The organism is Halobaculum litoreum (assembly GCF_030127125.1).
Lineage (GTDB): Archaea > Halobacteriota > Halobacteria > Halobacteriales > Haloferacaceae > Halobaculum > Halobaculum litoreum.
Genome location: NZ_CP126156.1, coordinates 1839213 through 1856071, shown reverse-complemented (window position 1 = coordinate 1856071; position 16859 = coordinate 1839213). Strand labels below are relative to the sequence as shown.

The following is a 16859-nucleotide window of genomic DNA, read 5'->3' as shown; positions in this document are numbered from 1 at the left end:
GCAAACGCGACGGGCTCGCGGTCGGCGAGTCCGGCGTCATCTACCAGCTCACGCCGGACGGCTGGCGGCGGGACCCCTCCGGGCGTCGGGCGCGCTCCACGGCGCGACGCTCGGCGCGGGCGAGTACCCGCCGGTCGCCGTGGGCGAGTCGGGCACGATCGTCGAGCGCCCCCGCCCGGACGACCCGTGACCCGCGATCCCCTCGCCCGCGTCGCGGGCGCGCTCGACCGCCTCGGTACGGAGCCGGCGACGCTCGCGCTCGCGCTCGTCGGCTACACCGGCGCCGTCGGCGTCGCGCTCCGGTACGCGCCCGCCTACCTCGTCTCGCTCGGCGGCGGCCCGGCCGCCCTCGGGGCCTTCGGCGTCCTCGCGCTCGGCGTCCCGCTGGTGTACCCGGCGGTCTCGGCGGACGACACCGCCCTCAGCGGGTCGTTCCCCGCGGTCACCCCGCTCGCGCTCGTGGCCGCCTTCGGACTGCTGGTGTGGCTGCTCGCCCCCGGGATCGGGGGACCGGACGGGCGCGTCGTCCCCCCGTGGGCGTGGGTGCTGCTCGCGACGCCGCTCGTGGTCGTCTGGCGGACGGCCGGCGTCGACGCCGGCGGCCGCGCGCTCCGGGCGGCGGTCGGGACCGACGGGGCGCTCGCACGGGCGACCGCGGCGGCGCCGACCGTCCGCCTCGCCCGCGCCGGCCCGTTGGCCCTCGCGTTCGCCGTGGCGGTGGCGGCGGACCGACTCGCGGTCGCCGCGGCGGTGCTGCTCGCGGGCGCCGTCGCCGCGGGGCTGGCGGTGACGGTCGTCTCGGTCGCGCTCGACGGCGCGACCGGCGACCGCCGCGGCGAGCGGCGGCCGTCGCTCGCGACGCCGGACGATACGCCCCGGGGGACCGTCGGTCGGCTCCGGACGGCGCCGCGCGCGGCGAAGACCGCCCTCGTCGCGGACGTCGCCGGCGCGCTCCCGGCCGCGGCGTTCGTCGCGTTCGCGCCCGCGCTCGTCCTCGCGGTCCGGGCGCCGGCCGAGCGGCTGGCGTGGCTCGACGCCGGCCCCGCGGCCGCCGTCGCGCTGGTGCTGGCCGCGGAGGCGCTCGCCGCCGCCGTCGCGCCGGCGCTCGGGGAGGCGCTGCTCGACGCCGTCTCCCCGCGGGCGACGTTCGCGGCCGGACTCGCGGCGGGCGTGGCCGCGCCGCTGGCGCTCGTCGAGCCGGCGCCGACGGTCGTCGCCGGGGCGGTCGCGTTCGGCCTGTACGGGCTGCGACGCGTCGCCGACCCCGCGCGCAGGCGGCTCGTCGACGACGCGCTCGGGCCGGACGTGGCGGCGGCGTACCGCCGCGTGCGGGTCGCCGCGCCGGCGGTCGCGGTCCCGCCCGTCGCCGTCGCGTACGTGCTGGCGCCGGGGTTCGCGTTCCGACTCGCCGCCTTCGTCGCGGCCCTCGGCGTGTACGAACTGTACCGGCACGGGATCCGCCGCGCCGTGGGGCGGGTGGCCCGGGGGTCGCCGAGTGAGCCCGCCGCTCCCGCGCCGCCCGCGCCGGCTCGTCCCCGCGGGGCTCGCCGGCTGGCTGACGACGGTGAACCACCGCCGCATCGGGACGCTGTACCTCCTGTTCGCGACGGTCGCGGGGCTGTGGGGCGCCGCCGACGCGATGGCGATCCGGACGGCGCTGGTGACGCCGTCGGCGTCCCTCGTCGGGCCCGCCACGTACGGCGAACTGTTCACCACGCACGGGCTGACGATGCTGTTCCTGTTCGCCACCCCCGGGTTCTTCGGGCTGGCGAACCTCGTCGTCCCGCCGCTGATCGGCGCCGACGAGATGGCGTTCCCGCGGGCCAACGCGACCGCCCTCTGGCTGCTCCCGCCGTCGATCCTGCTCGTCCGCAACGGCACGCTCGGGCTGGTGCTCCCGGGCGTCGAGGCGCTCGCGCCCGTCGCGCTCGGGTGGACGCTGTACCCGCCGCTGTCGACGCAGGCGACGAACCCGGCGGTCGACCTCACGCTGTTGGGGCTGCACCTCTCGGGCGTCGGGACGACCCTCGCGTCGATCAACGTCGTCGTGACGGTGGTCGCCGAGCGCGCGCCCGCGGTCACGTGGGACCGCCTCGATTTGTTCACGTGGTCGATGCTCGTCGCCGCGGGGCTGGCGATGTTCGCGTTCCCGATCCTCGGGTCGGCGCTGGTGATGTTGCTCCTCGACCGCGCCGTCGGCACCACGTACTTCGCCGTCGACGGCGGCGGGCCGATGCTGTGGCAACACCTGTTCTGGTTCTGGGGGCACCCGGAGGTGTACGTGCTCGCGCTGCCGGCGATGGGCGTGATCAGCCACGTCCTCCCGAAGTTCGCCGGGCGGGAGCTGTTCGGCCGCAACGCCGTCGTCTACTCCACGCTGTCGGTCGGGACGCTCTCGTTCGGCGTGTGGGCCCACCACATGTTCACCACGGGGCTCGACCCGCGACTCAAGGCGTCGTTCATGGCCGTGACGCTCGCGATCGGGGTGCCCTCAGCCGTCAAGACGTTCAACTGGATCGCGACGCTGTGGAACGGCCGGCTCCGCCTCGTCGCGCCGATGCTGTTCTGTCTCGGCGCGGTCGCGACGTTCGTGCTCGGCGGCGTCACGGGCGTGTTCCTCGCGTCCATCCCGGTCGACATCGTGCTCCACGACACGTTCTACGTGGTCGGCCACTTCCACCTGATGCTCGTCGGACTCACGGTGTTCGGCGCGTTCGCGGCCGCCTACTACTGGTTCCCGTTCCTGACGGGCCGCATGTACGACCCGTTCCTCGCGCGCGTCCACTTCTGGAGCTCGGTCGTCGGCGTCCTCGTGACGTTCCTCCCCCTGTTGTTCCTCGGCCTCGACGGCCTCCCGCGCCGGACGGCGACGTACCCGGCGACGTTCGCGACCGCACAGCGGGTGAGCACCGTCGGGGCGTACCTCCTCGGCGGCGGCCAGCTCGTCTGGCTCGCGAACACGGTCGCCTCGGCGCTGGGCGGCCCCCGCGTCGGCGGCGACGTGTGGGACCTCGGCGACGCTCGCACCCGCGAGTGGACCGACGAGGCCCTCCCCGACGACGGCGGGCACGTCGGGCAGTCGAACGGTCGTCGCGATTGAAAAATATACTAAAATACACGGTGTTCGTATATTAAACCATCTCCGGTCGTATCGGTCAATGGCCGCCGGCCGGGACGACGCTTCCGCGGACGACTCCCGGACGCGAAGCAGCCGCTTCGCGTTCCGGGCCGTCCCGTCGACCCGCCGGGCCGAGGACCGACCATGACACAGGCCACCGACTCCAGTTGCCGTCGCACTCCACTCGCCGCCGGCGCCGCCGGGCTGTCGACCACCAGCCCGCCGGTCGTCGTCGCGGCCGTCCCACACGCCGAGCCGTCGCCCCCCGGGGAGGCACCGTCGTGAGCACGGACGTCGCCCTCACCATGCTCCAACTGCAGGCGCTGGCGATCCCGCCGGTGACGATCCTGCTGAAGATGCTCCGCCGCTCGGACAACCTTCCGTGGGCGACCCGGAAGGCGAGCTTCCTGTCGGCCATCGCCAGCATCGGGCTGTTCGTCGCCGGCGCCGCGGGCGCCATCGTCCACCTCGTCTCGACGACGTCGTTCTCGCCGGTGCTCCAGTTGACGTTCGGGATCACCGTGCTGGCGCTGCTCCCGTTCCTGTTCGTCGCCGCGGTGCTGTATCGCGACCACAGGGCCAACTTCGGCCCCTGAGCGCGGCGCGACCGCGAACACGCCGGCGTCGCCCGCCGGCGTACGGACGACTCCACGACACCACTACCCCAGATAGCGAAGCCACACCGATGTACACCACCACCACCGACTTCGGACCGAGGCGCACCGTCCGCAGACCGACCACCTTCGACCCCGCTCCGTTGACCGAACTGAGCGGAATCAAACTGAACATCCTGTTCGTCCTGTCGCAGTTGGACGAGTCCCGCCCCTCCGGACGCGAGATCCAGGAGGCGGTCCGGGCGCAGTGCCCGACCGACGTGAAACACGGGCGGTTCTACCGGAACCTCTCGGACCTGGTCGAAGACGGCTACGTCGACGTGCGACCGATCGACGGGCGGACGAACGGCTACCGGCTCACCGAGGAGACGGCCCGGCGGCTCCACGCACACATCCGCTGGCAGGCGCAGTGTCTGTTCGGGGGCGCCGCGGACGCGGAGGGGGGCGCGTGAGTCGATGCTCGGGTCCATCGTCGACCGGGTCCGCGCCGTCGCCGCCGACGGAGGTGGGTCGAGCGTGAGCAGCGACGACTCCACGACCGACGCGACGACCGACGGGGACGCCGCCGACGCGGCGCCGACGCCCGAGTGGACCGTCGCGGACGTGCCCACGGAGAAACCGCTCGACGACGTCGTCGCCACGGCCGCGGGGCCGTTCGCCGTCGGCGCCGGCGGCGTCGGGCTGCTCCGGCGGGACGGCGAGTGGCGGCTCGCGGTGCCGGACGGCCCGCAGGCGCGCGGCTACGGACTCACCTGTGCGGCCGCGACCGACGACGGGGAACGCGTCTGGTTCGCCGGCTCGTCGGGGGCGCTGGGCTACTACGACGTGACGACCGGGCGCAAGGCCGACTACTCGGCGCCGCGCGAGAAGACGAGCACCTGGGAGGGGATCGCCGTCTCGGGCGACGCCGGCGCCGAGACGCTCCGCATCGCCAACGGCTCCGGCGAGGTGATGGCCGCGACGACGGACGGGGCCGGCTGCCCGCAGTGGGGCGACGTCGTCAAGCCCGGCTCCGGCTCGACGATCCCGGCGATCACCGCGGGCGACGACGGCTTCGTCGCCATCGACACCAGCGGGAACGTGTTCGCCGAGACCGGCGAGGGCTGGGAGGACATCGGCATCCGAAACGCGCAGGTCAACTTCGCGGACGTGTACGCCGACGCCGACCGCCTGCTCGTCGCCGGCGGCGGCGGCACCGTGTTCCGCTACGACCGCCCCTGTCGGAACTGGACGCCGCTCAACGTCGCGTCGGTCGCGCTCCGCGCCGTCGACGTCCGGGACGGCCGGGTCGCGGTCGCGGGCGCCAACGGCACCGTCGTCGAACGCACGGCGGCGGGGTGGACCCCGTCCCCGACGGCCACCGAGGCGACCGTCCGGGGTATCGCGCTCGGCGAGGTCGACGTCGCCGTCGGCGCCGCCGGCACCGTGATCGAGCGATGACGACCGACCGAACCGACGGAGCCGGCTCCGTCCCCGGGCGCTACTGGCGCGCGCTCGGCGTCTACCTGTTCGTGACGGTGCTGGGTGTCGTCGCCATCCCCGTCGTTGGCGACCGGCTCCCGTCGGTGCTGACCGGCTCGCTCACCGTGATCGTGTTGTTCCTGCTCGTCGTCGCGAGCGTCGGCGCGCTGTACGCGCTCGTCCGCGACAGCGTCGCCCTCGGCCGGGCGAACGCCCGCTGGGAGCCCGTCTGGTGGGTGTATCTCGGGGCCAGTCTGGCCGTCCCCGCCGCCGTCGCCTACGGCACGAAGGCGTTCGCCGGCGTCAACGCCGGCATCGTCGCCGGCGTCCCGACGCTCGTCGCGACCGTCTTCGCCGCCTGCGCCGGCTACCTCTATCGGCGCCACGACCGACTGGGCGTCCCCTGACGGCTCCCCGCCCGCCGCGGACGCCCTCCGTGCGGTTCCGACCGCTCGCTCACGACAGTCGCATCGCTCGCCGACCACACCGACAGCCGACACACAGACCACAATGATCCACGACACAGTCGCACACGTCGCCCGGGTCCTCCCGGACCCGGTCGTCCAGTACCTCGATCGCACGACCACCGCCGACGGCCTCTCGCCGACGGCGCTCACCCTCGGCAAACTGATCGTCGTCCTCTGGACGATGCTGTTCGCCGGGGTGCTCCCGTTCCCCCAGATGCCGGCCGGACTCGCCATGACCGACCCCGGCGCCCCGGAGGCGGCCGCCGTCGCCGCCGGCCTCGCCGGCGCCGCGGAGTACCTCCTCATGTGGGGGGTGATGATGGCCGCGATGATGTACCCCGCCGTGTTCGCCCGGAGCGTCGACTACGTCGAGTCGGTCGACGGGTCGGCGGTCACGAAACTCGTCGTCGGCACCGGGTTCCTGGGGGCGTACAGCCTCGCGTGGGCCGCGACGGGGGTGATCCCCCTCGCCGTCGAGGCGGTCGTCGACATCAACGCCCTCGCGACGACCGCCGGCCGGTTCGCCGTCCCCGCGGTGCTGTTCGTCGCCGGCGCCTACCAGTTCACCCGTCTCAAGCGCGGCGCCGTCGCGACCTGCTGTGCGATGACGCCGTCGGGCGGCGACGGCGGGGGTCGCCTCGCGAACGCCCTCCGCGACGGCCTGTCGCACTTCCGCTCGTGTTTCACCTGCACGTGGGCGCTGTGTGGCCTGATGGTCGTGTTCGGCACGATGAACGCGTTCTGGATGCTCCTGTTGTCGGCGGTGTTCACGGCCGAGCGGGCCGGGGACGGGAACCGGGTCGCTGCCACCGTCGGCCTCATGCTCCTGTGGTCCGCCGCGAGCGTGCTGCTCACCGGCGTCCCCGGCTACGTCTGACCCGTGGCGCTGTTCGCGGCCGTCCTCGAGGCGCTGCGCGTCGCCCTCGGGATGGCGTGGGAGACGTGGTGGGCGCTCGTGCTCGGGTTCACCCTCACCGGCGTCGTCGGCGAGTTCGTCTCCGAGGACGCGATGACGAGCCTCCTCGGCGACGACGACTGGGAGACGGTCGGGCTCGCGACCGCCCTCGGGGCGGCCTCCTCCAGCTGTTCGTACTCGGCGACGTCCACGGCGCGCGTGTTCGTCGAGAAGGGGGCGTCGTTCACCGCCTCGCTGGCGTTCATGTTCGCCAGCACCGACCTCGTCGTCGAGTTGGGGCTGGTGCTGTGGATCCTGCTCGGCTGGCAGTTCGTCGCCGCCGACGTGGTCGGCGGCCTCGTCGCCGTCGTCGTCGTCGCCGCGCTCGTCCGGCGCTACGTCCCCGAGGAGTGGGTCGAGACGGCTCGCGAGCACGCGCTCGCGCTCGGCGACACCCGGTGTGCCGCCTGCGACATGGCGGCCGACCCCGACGACGCCGACACCGTCGTCGCCACGGTCGACGGTCGCCCCCGCTACTTCTGTTGCGGCGGCTGCGAGCGCGCCGTCGTCGCCGCCGCCGAGGCCGACGGCGACGGTCCGGCCGCCGGCGGCGACACCGCGGCCGGGGGCGGCGCCGGCGACACGCCCTCGCCTCGGCGGCGGGGTGGAAGCGCGCCGGCCGCACCGCGATCCGCGAGTGGGACATGCTCTGGCACGACATCGCGCTGGGGTTCCTCATCGCGGGCGCCCTCGAGGCGTTCGTCCCGCGGTCGGTCTGGCTCGAGTTGTTCACGGTCGCGGGCGCGAGCGGGCCGACGTGGGTGGTCGCCAGCGTGGTCATCGCGACGCTCGTCGGCGTCGTCACGTTCCTCTGCTCGGTCGGCAACGTCCCGTTCGCGCTCGTGTTGTGGAACAACGGCGTCGCCTTCGGGGGCGTGCTCGCGTTCATCTACGCCGACCTGATCATCCCGCCGCTCGTGTCGGCGTACCGGCGGTACTACGGCACGCGGATGGCCGCGACGCTGTTCGTCGTGCTGTTCGTCGCCTCCGTCGTCGCCGGCGTCGCCGTCCACTACCTGTTCGACCTCGCCAGCCTGATCCCGCCCTCGGGGGTGACCGACGGCACCGCGCCCGACTGGTACACGCTCCCGCTGAACCTCGTGTTCACGGGTGTGTTCCTCGCGGAACTGTACGTCACCTACGGCGCCCGCCGCCTCGCCACGGTCGCGCTCCGCGTCCCGGCGGCCGGCGTCACCGCGCTGACGGTCGCCGCGATGGCCGCGGGGTTCCTCGCCGGCGGCAGCGAGACGGTCCGTGTGGGGGCCGCCGCCACGACCGACCTCCTCGACATCGCGGCCGGGCGGCTGCGCGAGCGCCGCGACGACCTCGCGGCGTGGACCGCCGACGCCCGGACGCGGGTCCGCGAGTTGGACTGAGCGGGCGGGGCCGGACCGTCTATTTTTTCGAACACTGATACCGAATTATATCCGTTCCGCCCCTCGCTTCGCGTGTGCCACGCCACCGATACCGCGTGAGCGGCATGAGCTGTACCGGCTGTGAAGTACTCGTCGAGTCGGCCGTCGAACCGCTGCCGACCGTGACGTTCGTGGCGGCCGACGCCGACCGCGACACCCTCGACGTGGGCTACGACGAGCGCCTCCCCGAGGGGCTGGGCGACGCGATCGCCGACTACGGGTTCGACCTCGGCGACCGCATCGAGCGGATCTGAGTCGTCGGGGCCGACGTCGGCGCGGCGAGCCGGGCGACCACAACCGTGATGTGGCTCCGCCCTCGGCCGACGTGTGTGCCCTCCGCAGAGACCGATCGCTCGACGCGGTCGTATCGCGCCGCCGACCCCCTCCCGCGACCGCCGGAGGTGCCGGCGTAGATGGCCGACGACACGTCGCTGTCCGTCGACGGACCGAGCACGCTCCGCGGCGCGCTCGTCGTTCTCGTCGTCGGGCTCGCGGCCACCGGCTTCGGCGCCTACGACTACACGCAGCAGTCCGCGGCGGTCGACGACGCGGTCGCCGTCGACGCCGAGATCGTCGCGACGGGCGTCGAGGCCGTCCGCGGGGGGAGCGACGCCGGCGCCGACTACCGGCCGACCGTCGAGTTCGCCTACGAGTACGACGGCGCCTCGTACACGAGCACGAACGTGTTCCCGTCGGCGACCTCGCCGAACTACGACACCGAGTCGGCAGCCCGCGAGGTGCTGGCCGACTACGACGCGGGCGAGACGGCGACGGCGTACGTCGACCCGGCCGACCCGGACGGCGCCTTCCTGGTGAACCGCACGTCGGACGCGCCGCTCGTGCTCGCGGCGATCGGGGCGCTGTTCGCCGCGGTCGGCGCCGTGTCGACCGTGCGGCGCCTCCGCGAGCGGTGACCGACCCGAGCGACGGAGGGAGGTCGCCCGAGCCACGCCGAGACGTCCCGCCGGCCGTCTACCGTGTCGGTGTCGCGCTGTACGGCTGCTGGGTGCTGCTCGTCGTCCTCCAGATCCTCGGTCGGTACACGCCGGTACCCCGACTCGCGTTCGTCCGCCCGGGCGTCGTCGTCGGTGCCGTCGCCCTGACGGCGGTCGGTGCCGCGCGGATCGCGCGGCGGGGCTACCGTCGGGTCGTGTCGCCCGGGGGATCGGAGGACGACGCCTGAGGCGACGACGCGGCCGGCACCTTCGACGGCGGTCACTCCCCGCGTAGCCGGCGGTTCCGGCGGTCGAGGTACGCGATCGCGCCGAACAGGTTCACCACCGGCATCGCGGCCGCGTGGATCCACACCCGGTCGGGCGGGTCGTCGAGCCGGCGCATGTCGAGGTACACCGCGATCGGGATCAGCAACTCCACGACGAGGAACGCGAGGAGGGCGACTCGGACCGTGAACGGGGTGGACGCGAGGAACGTGCCGGCGCCGAACACGCTGCCGGCGACGAGGGCCAACAGCACGGCCAGCGCGACGAGTTCCGGGATCGTGTACGCCCACAGCGCCCGTTCGACGTCGGCGGAGACCATCTGTGTCGATCGGTACCCGGGCCCGTAGTAAGTGCTGTCGGGGGCGCGGGCACGGCGGCGGCGAGGTCGGCGCGACGCTCACGACCCGACCGCGACGAGCACGGTGAGGTCGGTCGTCCCCTCGGGGTCGACGACGCGGACGTCGAACGCGACCGCGAGGAGCGTCGTCTCGCCCGCGCGCTCCTGCACGACGACGCCGTCCACGACCGCGCAGTCGCCGAACGCGCGGTTCGGGCCGCGCGGGCAGTGTGCGGCCGCCCACGCCGACGCGGCGGTGGCGTTGCGCGTCACGTCGACGGCGACCGTCTCCGAGAGGCGGGCGGTCTCGATCCCCCGCACGTCGCCGGCGAGGACGGCGTCGAACGCCGCGACCGCCTCCTCGCGCCGGTTCCACGGACGGCGGTCGAGACCGGCCGAGGCGTTCGCGACCGCCCGGTCGAGGGCGCGGCGCGTGTCCTCGCCGGGCGGCCCGCGCTCGTCGACCGTCGCGGCGACGTCCGGGTGGGCGCCGAGGGTGAGGTACGCCAGCGCCATGGGGACGAGCGCCGCGACGACGACGGCGGCCGCCAGCAACACCAGCTGCGCGCGGTCGCGACCGTGTCCCGCGGCCCGCCCGCCGGCGTCCTTCCCGCTCATACGTACCACACCCACAGGACGACCTCGCCGCCGGGCGTCGTCGCGGTCGCGCGACCGGTCGGGACGTCGCTCGGGCGCCGGAAGCCGACGGCGCCGTGCGGCGTCTCGACGCGGAACAGGAGGTTGTCGCCGAGGATGCGGTCGACCCGCTCGCGCAGGGCGTCGCGCTCGCGGTCGAACGCCGCGGGCGACGCGCTCACCTCCGCGAGCCGCGTCCCGCCCGCGTGGCGGGGCGGCTCCTCGGCGAGGACGGTGACGGCGTCGTCTGCGTACGCGTCCAGCTGCGCCTCCGCGGTGGCCGGCGCCGGCACCGCGAGTCCGAACGCGGCGGCCACCGCGAGCAGGAACGCCACGCCGACGGCCGCCTCGACGACCGGCAGCGACAACTGCGCGCGGTCGCCGCCGGGCGCGTCCGGCTCAGGCATCGACCGTCACCTCCAGCGTCGCCTTCCGGGTCCGCTCGGGCGCGTACGTCACCGCGACGGTGCCGGTCGCGTTCGCGTCGAACGAGAGCGTGAGCGTCTCGGCTCGCGACACGGGAACCGTCGCGGTCCCCCGGAGCCCGCCGGGGCGGTGGAGCACGACGCGGCCGTTCACCCGCACGGTGTCGACCGAGGCGTTCGCGAACCCGAGGCGGAGCCGGTCGGTCCGGCGCGGCAGGGCGAGCGACCGGCTGGCGTTCGCCGACCGGCTGCGCTCCTCGACGGCGGCGACGAGGACGATGCGGCGGAACGCGACGCCGGAGTCGGGGTCGCCGCGCTCGGCGACCGTCTCGTCGCCGACGCGCACCCGGAACGAGGCGTTCCGCAGCGGCGGGACGTGCCTCGCCACCGCCGCCGGCGTCAGCGCGTCGACGGCGCTCGCGTTCACCACGTTGGCGCGCCGCGTCACCGGCGACCCGGCGGCCGTCAGGCGGTCGGCGGCGGCGACCGCCGCGCGGCGGTCGCCCGGCCGACGGTCCGTCCCGGCGAGCGCCCCGTCCGCCAGCGCGAGCGTCACGCCCGTCGTGGCGGTGAGGACCACCAGCGCCGCGGCCAGCGCCGCGAGGTTCGCCTGCCCGCGCCGCCCCCGGCCGCCGCCGGTCGGTCGACGTGACGGCTCATCGGCTCACCAGCCCACGGTCACCCCGCCGTCGCCGCCGGTCACGACGACGACCGTCTCGGCCCCGCTGCGCCACGTGCCCGACACGGCGGCGACCCGGTCCGGGAGCGCGAGCCGGGTCCGGCCGCCGACCCCGTCGGTCGGGTGCCGGAGGACGAGCGCCCCGTCGGCGGCGACGATCCGGTACCCCGCGCCGCGGATCGAGTCCGGGAGCGGGACGGCCCGCTCGACCCGGACCTCGCGGGCCGCCGCCGGGACGCTCCGTTCGAGGTCGGTCGCCGCCCCCGCGAGCGTCCGGTCGGCGACGCGGTCGCCGGCCGCGTCGCGGTAGTCCGGCACGACGCCGCCGAACAGCGCCGTCGACAGGCCCGCGACGAACAGGAGGACGATGCCGACCTCGAGCGTCTTCGAGACGACCGGCGTCACCGCCCGCTCGGCGCCCCGGGTCGGCCCGGGGCTCCCGGCGGCTCCGTTCATCGGCCCGCCTCCAGCCGGAGCCGGTGGACCACGAGGTGGAACTCCCGCGTGCCGGGGAACGACGCGACGACGCTGTCGACGCCGTCGCCGTCGAAGTCGCGCGCGGTCGTCGTCGCGCCGCGCTCGCGGAAGAAGGCGCGCCACGGGCGCGGGGTGGCCGTCTCGACGGCGACGCGCCACTCCCCGTCGCCGTGGGCGGTGCGGTCGTGCCCGACGCGCGTCGTCAGGGGACGCGCCCGCCGCCGGCGAACGCGAACGACGCGTTCCCCGTGCGGGCCACGCCGAACACGACCGTCCCGGCGCCGGCGGCCAGCGACGGGTCGGCGTCGAACACGGCGTTGCCGGGCGGGCCGCGGACGACGGCGCCGGCGACGAAGGCGACGCGGTGGTCGCCCCGCTCCCAGACGACCCCGCCGGCGTCGACCGTCCGCACCACCCCGTCGCCGTCCAGCAGCCGCACCGACCGGTCGACGGTGTGGAGCCGCCCGTCCGTGTACGAGACGCTGCCGCGGTGGTAGCCCGTCGCCTCGACCGGCGCGAGCGCGCCGTCGAGGTCGGCCGACACCCGTCCGGCGTCGACGCCGGCGGTGTTCGACTCCACGACCGTGCCGACGGTCGCGGTCAGCCCCGCCATCGAGACGGCGGTGATGCCCAGCAGGAGCGCCACGCCGACGACGTGCGACTGGGCACGGCGGTCCGCGCCGGCGTCCCCGGCGGTCACGTCGCCACCCCCGCGACCGCGAACACGGCGTAGCAGACGACGACGAGCGCGCCCGAGTGGAGCAGCATCGCGTAGCCGCCGCGGTCGGCGGCGCCCGCGAACAGCCCCGACGCGAGGACGGTCGCCTGCGCGACGACGTAGAAGCGGCGGCGGTCCCGCTCGGGGTCGACGGCGGTCGGGTCGAGCGCGCCGCCGCCGGTCGACAGCGACGCCAGGTCGGCGAACCCGTCGAGCACGGTGAGGTTCACCGCGACGACGATGCCGACGACCAACAGCGCGGTCGTCCAGCCGACGGCGACGTACACGAACATGTTGGCGCGGAGCGCCCGCCGCTCGTGGTACAGGCGCCCGACCTCCGTCTGGAGCGTCTCGAACACCGCCTCGGCGTCGCTCCCGGCGTCGAGCGCGCCCGAGACCAGCCCGATCGTCTGGGCCGCCAGCGGCGTCCCCACCCGGTCGACGAACCGCTCCAGCGCGGCGGTCCGGAGGTCGTCGCCGTCGCGGCTCGCGAGTCCCAGCGCGAACGCCAGGTCCGCCACGTCGTCCGACAGCGGCCCGAGGTCGACGTCGCGGGCGACGAGGTCGACCGCCGTCGACAGCGGCTTACCGAGCGCGACGTGGCCCGCGACCGCGTGGACGAAGTCGGAGATCTCGCGGTCCTTCGCGTCGTCGAGGCGGCCGCGCCGGAGGCCGACCGCGCCGACCGGGACGGCGTACGCCGCGTAGCCGAGCAGGCCGACGTTCACGGGGTCGAGCCCGGTCGCGGCCAGTCCCGCGAGCGCGGCGACCCCCGCGGGGACGAGCGCGACCGCGGCGGCCCGCGGGTTCGTGGGCGCCGCCCGCACGAGCGCGAGCGGCCGGCGCGGGAGGTCGTACCCCGTCCGCTGGTCGGCCGGCCGGAGCTCCGACACCATCGCGGCGGCGCCGGCGCCCACGACCAGCACGAACGCGGCCGCGCCGTACACCGCGATGGCGCGTTTGGTGGTCGTGCCCAGCGGCGTCCGGATCTCGGCCGAGAGTCCGGGGGCGAGCACGCTCAACACGGTGAGGACGACGACGAACAGCGCCGGCAACACGAGGAGGACGACGAACAGTTCCGACACCAGCTCCATCACGTCGGCGTTGCGTTCGCGGGCCTGCTCGCGCCGGCGTCCGAGCATCCGCGACTCAAGCCGGAGGTACCCCGAGAGGGCGTCGTCGCCCTGCGCGGCGTGCTCGCGGAACTTCAGCAGGAACGGCGCGAGCACGTCCCGCGAGGGGGTGTCGCGGGCGACCCGGCCGAGCCCGTCGTGCAGGCTGCCGGTGAGCGCGGCCGTCGCCAGCGCCGTCCGGACCGACACGGCCGTCTCGCCGTACGCGTCGTTGTCGGCGACGCGCCGGAGCATCGCCCGCGGCCCGTCGCTGCCCGACGAGAGGGCGTGGAGGTACCGCGCCGCCCCGGGCAGCGTCCGCTCGATGTCGCTCCGGCGGGCCCGCGCCCGCCACCGGATCCGCTCGCCCGCCAGTCGGACGGTGCCGTACTTCGCGAGCGTCGCGGCCAGCCCCGCCGCCGGCGCGACGACGTGGAGCCGCCCCACCGACGCGACGGGCGCCCCCGCCGCGGCGAGCGCGTCGGCGACGCCGCCCGTGACCGACGGCGGCAGCGCCGACCCCACGATCAGCGTCCACGCCAGCACGGCGAGACAGACGACCCACGAGAGGCCGTACGCCCGGGCGACGTACACGTCGAAGTCGGTCGCCATCGCCGCCCCACGGTACCGCTTCCGGTCGGCGGCGTGGCGTCGGCCGTCGGCGTGGCGCGAGAACAGTGCGTACAGCGCGCGGTCGAGCACCGACCGGTCCGTCGGCGGTCCCGCCGCGCCGTCGGTCGCGGCGGTCGCCCCCGGGACGCCGCGCCCCCGCGCCGGGGGCGTCGTCGCCGACCGCGAGGTCACCCACGGTCGCCCACCTCGGCGCCGCCGTCGGTCGCGGCGTCCGCGTCGGCCTCGGCGGCGTCGCCGGCCGGGCCGTCCGCGGCCGTCTCCCGGCGGACCCGCTCGACGGTCGCGGCCTCGTCGGTGCGGAGGTCCGAGAGGAAGTCGAACGTCTCGTCGACGTCGGTCACGCCCTCGCGGACGAGGTAGCGCACGTACCGGTGTTTCCGGTGGAACTCCGCCTCGACGGCGTCGACGGTGCGGTCGGTTCGCGCGGCGACCGCGTGGAACACGCGGTGGTCGACGCGCCGGACCGCGTCGCCGAGGTCGGGGTGGTCGTACGCGACCGCGAACTCGCCGTCGGGCTCCCGACCGACGACGCGGTTCCAACCGATCGCGGTGCCGTCCTTCTCGACGACGCCGCCGGCGCCGGCGCAGTCGTCGAACGCGTCCGGGGCGCCGAGTTCCACCGCCTCGCCGACGTAGCGCGTGCCGTCGTCGTTGTGGGGGAACACGACGAGGTCGATCTCGCTCAGGAGGTACGGCGGCAACCCCTGCTCGACGACGCGGTTGACGAGCGTGTCGACGTCCTCGGCGTGGGTCGTGCCGAGCACGCCGTGGCCGGTGTTGAGGCTCTCGCCGAACGTCTCGAAGGAGGCGGGCGTGTTCACCTCCGCGATCACCTCGACGTCGGGGTTGAGGTAGTTCGTCTCCGTCATCAGGTCCGCCATCGTCACCCGCTTGAACTCGTTCTCGTGCTCGCGCGTCGTCAGCGAGATACCCGTCTCGTGGGGGAGGACGACCTCGCGGCTCCCCTCGTCGATGGAGACGGGCCGGTCGTCGAACGGGATGAACGGCGTGTGGGCGTTGAGCAGCGTCGTCTTGCCCGCGCCCGTCGGCCCGGAGAACAGCACGACGCCGCGGTGTTCGTACAGGAGCCACAGCAGCGTGACCAGCTCCGTCGGCAGCGTCCCCGACTCAACGAGTTCCACCGGCGTGTGCGGGTCGCCCGACTGCTTGCGCACCGAGAGGTGCGGCCCGTCCGTCGAGATGACCGGGAGCGCGACGGCACAGCGGATCGTGTCCGGCACGCCGTCGAGGTCGACGTTCACCTTCGCGCTGGGGTTGGAGGCGTTCAGCTCCGTCCCGTCGAGCGCCGCCAGCTGGGTGACGACGTCGACGAACTCCGACTCGGAGTCGAACGCGAGGTTCGTCGGGACGCGGCCGTCGGCGCCCAGCCCCGCGCGGGGCACCACTTTGACGCGCTCGCCGACGCGGTTCGCCTCGACGTCCTCGAGGTTCGGGTCCCGGAGCGGGACCGTCAACACGCCCTGCCCGACGTAGTCGCGCAGGACGTAGTACACGAGGTCCGCGAGCCGGTCGGCGGCGTACCGCGAGTCGACGGGCGGGACGGCGAGGTCGTACTCCGCGAGGGCGGCGCGGGCGCGGTAGGCGGTGGCGTCGAGCCACGCGCGGGTGTCGCGGGCGGTGAGCCGCCGCGAGAGGAACCGCCGGGCGCGCTCGCGGACGAACGCCGCGCGGTCGTCGACGACCTCCGTGGTGGTCGACTCCCACACGCGCTCCTTGCACTCGGCGATCAGCGCCTCGTCGCCCGGCAACAGCGGCGGCTCGCGGACGGCGTACTTCGTCGCGAACCGGTCGTCGCCCAGCAGCCGCTCGCGGTACACCACGACCTCGATGTCGAACCCCTCGAACGGCACCTCGTAGGTGCTCCGGCGCTCGCTGGCGACGCGCTCGACGTACGCGGCGTCGACGGACACCTCGGTGACCGCGGGGGCGAACGCGTCGGTGTGGACGACGACGCGACCCGCCTCCCCGCTCACGTCCGCCACCTCGAGGCGGTCGTCGAGCGCCAGCGGCGTCACCTCGCCGAGCAGCCGGAACTCCCGCAGCGCGTGGTAGTCCACCCGCCGGCGGAGCGCCGCGGTGGCGTCCACGAGCCGGTCGACCGCGCGCTCGTACTTCGGCTCGAACCCGGCGTCGGCGCGCTCGGTGGCGCCCGCCCGCGTCAGCGGCCGCCGGTGCTGTCCGGCGTCGAAGCGGTCGGCGACCGCCGCGACGGCCCGCTCGCCGTCGGGGCCGAGGCTCGGCTCGCGCGTCTCGTACCGGAACTCGCTGCCGGCGGCCTCCCGCCGCTCGCGGACGGTGGCGACGACGCCGGGGTACGGCTCGTACTGCGCCCGGACGTCCGGGGCGTACCACGCCTCGGCGGCGTCCGGCGGGGCGGGCCCCGGGACCGTCGGGCGGGTGTCGGTGTCGGCTGGCATTTGATTCGGCTGATGCTTATTGATATTTAATTGTTCGGGGAAGAGAAACGAACTGTCCGAAGCGGGCCGCCGGCACCGGGACGGGCTCGGTCGGCGACGCGTCGAAGAACAAGACACATGACACGCTCGCCCGAGACGCGGAACGAACGATGCC

Annotated in this window: 18 protein-coding genes and 2 pseudogenes; 11 read left to right on the top strand and 9 right to left on the bottom strand. The window is 74.9% G+C overall.

Going from position 1 to position 16859, the window contains the following annotated elements; all coding sequences use genetic code 11:
• Positions 1-48: 48 nt before the first annotated feature.
• Positions 49-1452: a hypothetical protein gene (locus tag P0R35_RS10165; RefSeq protein ID WP_284012372.1), complete on the bottom strand. Its 1404-nt coding sequence runs from the start codon at positions 1450-1452 to the stop codon at positions 49-51.
• Positions 1453-1495: 43 nt separating this feature from the next.
• On the opposite strand from P0R35_RS10165, the gene P0R35_RS10160 reads away from it, so the two are divergent.
• The 11 genes and pseudogenes from P0R35_RS10160 to P0R35_RS10110 all read left to right on the top strand — a co-directional run bounded on the left by P0R35_RS10160 (position 1496) and on the right by P0R35_RS10110 (position 9213).
• On the top strand, positions 1496-3100 hold the full coding sequence (locus P0R35_RS10160; protein ID WP_284012371.1) for a cytochrome c oxidase subunit I: 1605 nt from the start codon (positions 1496-1498) through the stop codon (positions 3098-3100).
• Positions 3101-3399: 299 nt separating this feature from the next.
• On the top strand, positions 3400-3714 hold the full coding sequence (locus P0R35_RS10155) for a hypothetical protein (RefSeq protein WP_284012370.1): 315 nt from the start codon (positions 3400-3402) through the stop codon (positions 3712-3714).
• Between the two features lie 89 nt (positions 3715-3803).
• The gene (locus tag P0R35_RS10150) at positions 3804-4184 is read left to right on the top strand and encodes a PadR family transcriptional regulator (protein WP_284012369.1); all 381 of its coding nucleotides are present in this window, start codon (positions 3804-3806) and stop codon (positions 4182-4184) included.
• 4 nt (positions 4185-4188) lie between these two features.
• The gene (locus P0R35_RS10145) at positions 4189-5172 is read left to right on the top strand and encodes a hypothetical protein (RefSeq protein ID WP_284012368.1); all 984 of its coding nucleotides are present in this window, start codon (positions 4189-4191) and stop codon (positions 5170-5172) included.
• Positions 5169-5600 (top strand): hypothetical protein, encoded by a 432-nt coding sequence (locus P0R35_RS10140; protein WP_284012367.1) that lies wholly within the window; start codon positions 5169-5171, stop codon positions 5598-5600. The genes P0R35_RS10145 and P0R35_RS10140 overlap by 4 nt, the downstream gene beginning before the upstream one ends.
• A gap of 103 nt (positions 5601-5703) precedes the next feature.
• Entirely contained in the window at positions 5704-6537 is an 834-nt protein-coding gene (locus P0R35_RS10135) for a DUF2182 domain-containing protein (protein ID WP_284012366.1), read from the top strand.
• 51 nt (positions 6538-6588) lie between these two features.
• Positions 6589-6933: pseudogene (locus P0R35_RS10130) on the top strand (permease); the annotation flags it as partial.
• Entirely contained in the window at positions 6864-7991 is a 1128-nt protein-coding gene (locus tag P0R35_RS10125; RefSeq protein WP_321170421.1) for a permease, read from the top strand. The pseudogene P0R35_RS10130 and the gene P0R35_RS10125, both read left to right, overlap by 70 nt.
• A gap of 74 nt (positions 7992-8065) precedes the next feature.
• Complete coding sequence (locus P0R35_RS10120; protein ID WP_284012365.1) at positions 8066-8284, top strand: heavy-metal-associated domain-containing protein; 219 nt, start codon at positions 8066-8068, stop codon at positions 8282-8284.
• Positions 8285-8443: 159 nt separating this feature from the next.
• Positions 8444-8944, top strand: coding sequence for a DUF3592 domain-containing protein (locus tag P0R35_RS10115; protein ID WP_284012364.1), 501 nt, complete (start codon positions 8444-8446; stop codon positions 8942-8944).
• Positions 8941-9213: a hypothetical protein gene (locus tag P0R35_RS10110; protein ID WP_284012363.1), complete on the top strand. Its 273-nt coding sequence runs from the start codon at positions 8941-8943 to the stop codon at positions 9211-9213. Before P0R35_RS10115 ends, P0R35_RS10110 begins: the two co-directional genes overlap by 4 nt.
• Before the next feature lie 32 nt (positions 9214-9245).
• On the opposite strand, the gene P0R35_RS10105 is transcribed toward P0R35_RS10110, so the two are convergent.
• The 8 genes and pseudogenes from P0R35_RS10105 to P0R35_RS10070 form a co-directional block, all read right to left on the bottom strand.
• The gene (locus P0R35_RS10105) at positions 9246-9569 is read right to left on the bottom strand and encodes a hypothetical protein (RefSeq protein ID WP_284012362.1); all 324 of its coding nucleotides are present in this window, start codon (positions 9567-9569) and stop codon (positions 9246-9248) included.
• 78 nt (positions 9570-9647) lie between these two features.
• A complete protein-coding gene (locus P0R35_RS10100) occupies positions 9648-10205 on the bottom strand; it encodes a DUF7261 family protein (RefSeq protein WP_284012361.1) in 558 nt (185 codons plus the stop codon).
• Positions 10202-10630, bottom strand: coding sequence for a DUF7262 family protein (locus tag P0R35_RS10095; RefSeq protein ID WP_284012360.1), 429 nt, complete (start codon positions 10628-10630; stop codon positions 10202-10204). Before P0R35_RS10095 ends, P0R35_RS10100 begins: the two co-directional genes overlap by 4 nt.
• Entirely contained in the window at positions 10623-11228 is a 606-nt protein-coding gene (locus tag P0R35_RS10090; RefSeq protein ID WP_284012359.1) for a DUF7263 family protein, read from the bottom strand. Before P0R35_RS10090 ends, P0R35_RS10095 begins: the two co-directional genes overlap by 8 nt.
• An 84-nt stretch (positions 11229-11312) precedes the next feature.
• Positions 11313-11783 (bottom strand): DUF7266 family protein, encoded by a 471-nt coding sequence (locus P0R35_RS10085; RefSeq protein WP_284012358.1) that lies wholly within the window; start codon positions 11781-11783, stop codon positions 11313-11315.
• Positions 11780-12417 (bottom strand): annotated as a pseudogene (locus tag P0R35_RS16680) (DUF7289 family protein). The gene P0R35_RS10085 and the pseudogene P0R35_RS16680 overlap by 4 nt, the downstream one beginning before the upstream one ends.
• An 83-nt stretch (positions 12418-12500) precedes the next feature.
• Positions 12501-14438, bottom strand: coding sequence for a type II secretion system F family protein (locus P0R35_RS10075; protein WP_432765003.1), 1938 nt, complete (start codon positions 14436-14438; stop codon positions 12501-12503).
• Positions 14435-16705: a type II/IV secretion system ATPase subunit gene (locus tag P0R35_RS10070; RefSeq protein ID WP_284012356.1), complete on the bottom strand. Its 2271-nt coding sequence runs from the start codon at positions 16703-16705 to the stop codon at positions 14435-14437. Before P0R35_RS10070 ends, P0R35_RS10075 begins: the two co-directional genes overlap by 4 nt.
• Positions 16706-16859: the final 154 nt, after the last annotated feature.

What these genes read in the sequence shown, in the direction of transcription:
- P0R35_RS10145 (WP_284012368.1), top strand. Translation starts at nt 4,189, where the DNA reads ATGCTCGGGTCCATCGTCGACCGGGTCCGCGCCGTCGCCGCCGACGGA.
- P0R35_RS10095 (WP_284012360.1), bottom strand. Translation starts at nt 10,630, where the DNA reads ATGCCTGAGCCGGACGCGCCCGGCGGCGACCGCGCGCAGTTGTCGCTG.
- P0R35_RS10105 (WP_284012362.1), bottom strand. Translation starts at nt 9,569, where the DNA reads ATGGTCTCCGCCGACGTCGAACGGGCGCTGTGGGCGTACACGATCCCG.
- P0R35_RS10070 (WP_284012356.1), bottom strand. Translation starts at nt 16,705, where the DNA reads ATGCCAGCCGACACCGACACCCGCCCGACGGTCCCGGGGCCCGCCCCG.
- P0R35_RS10140 (WP_284012367.1), top strand. Translation starts at nt 5,169, where the DNA reads ATGACGACCGACCGAACCGACGGAGCCGGCTCCGTCCCCGGGCGCTAC.
- P0R35_RS10135 (WP_284012366.1), top strand. Translation starts at nt 5,704, where the DNA reads ATGATCCACGACACAGTCGCACACGTCGCCCGGGTCCTCCCGGACCCG.
- P0R35_RS10100 (WP_284012361.1), bottom strand. Translation starts at nt 10,205, where the DNA reads ATGAGCGGGAAGGACGCCGGCGGGCGGGCCGCGGGACACGGTCGCGAC.
- P0R35_RS10115 (WP_284012364.1), top strand. Translation starts at nt 8,444, where the DNA reads ATGGCCGACGACACGTCGCTGTCCGTCGACGGACCGAGCACGCTCCGC.
- P0R35_RS10085 (WP_284012358.1), bottom strand. Translation starts at nt 11,783, where the DNA reads ATGAACGGAGCCGCCGGGAGCCCCGGGCCGACCCGGGGCGCCGAGCGG.
- P0R35_RS10150 (WP_284012369.1), top strand. Translation starts at nt 3,804, where the DNA reads ATGTACACCACCACCACCGACTTCGGACCGAGGCGCACCGTCCGCAGA.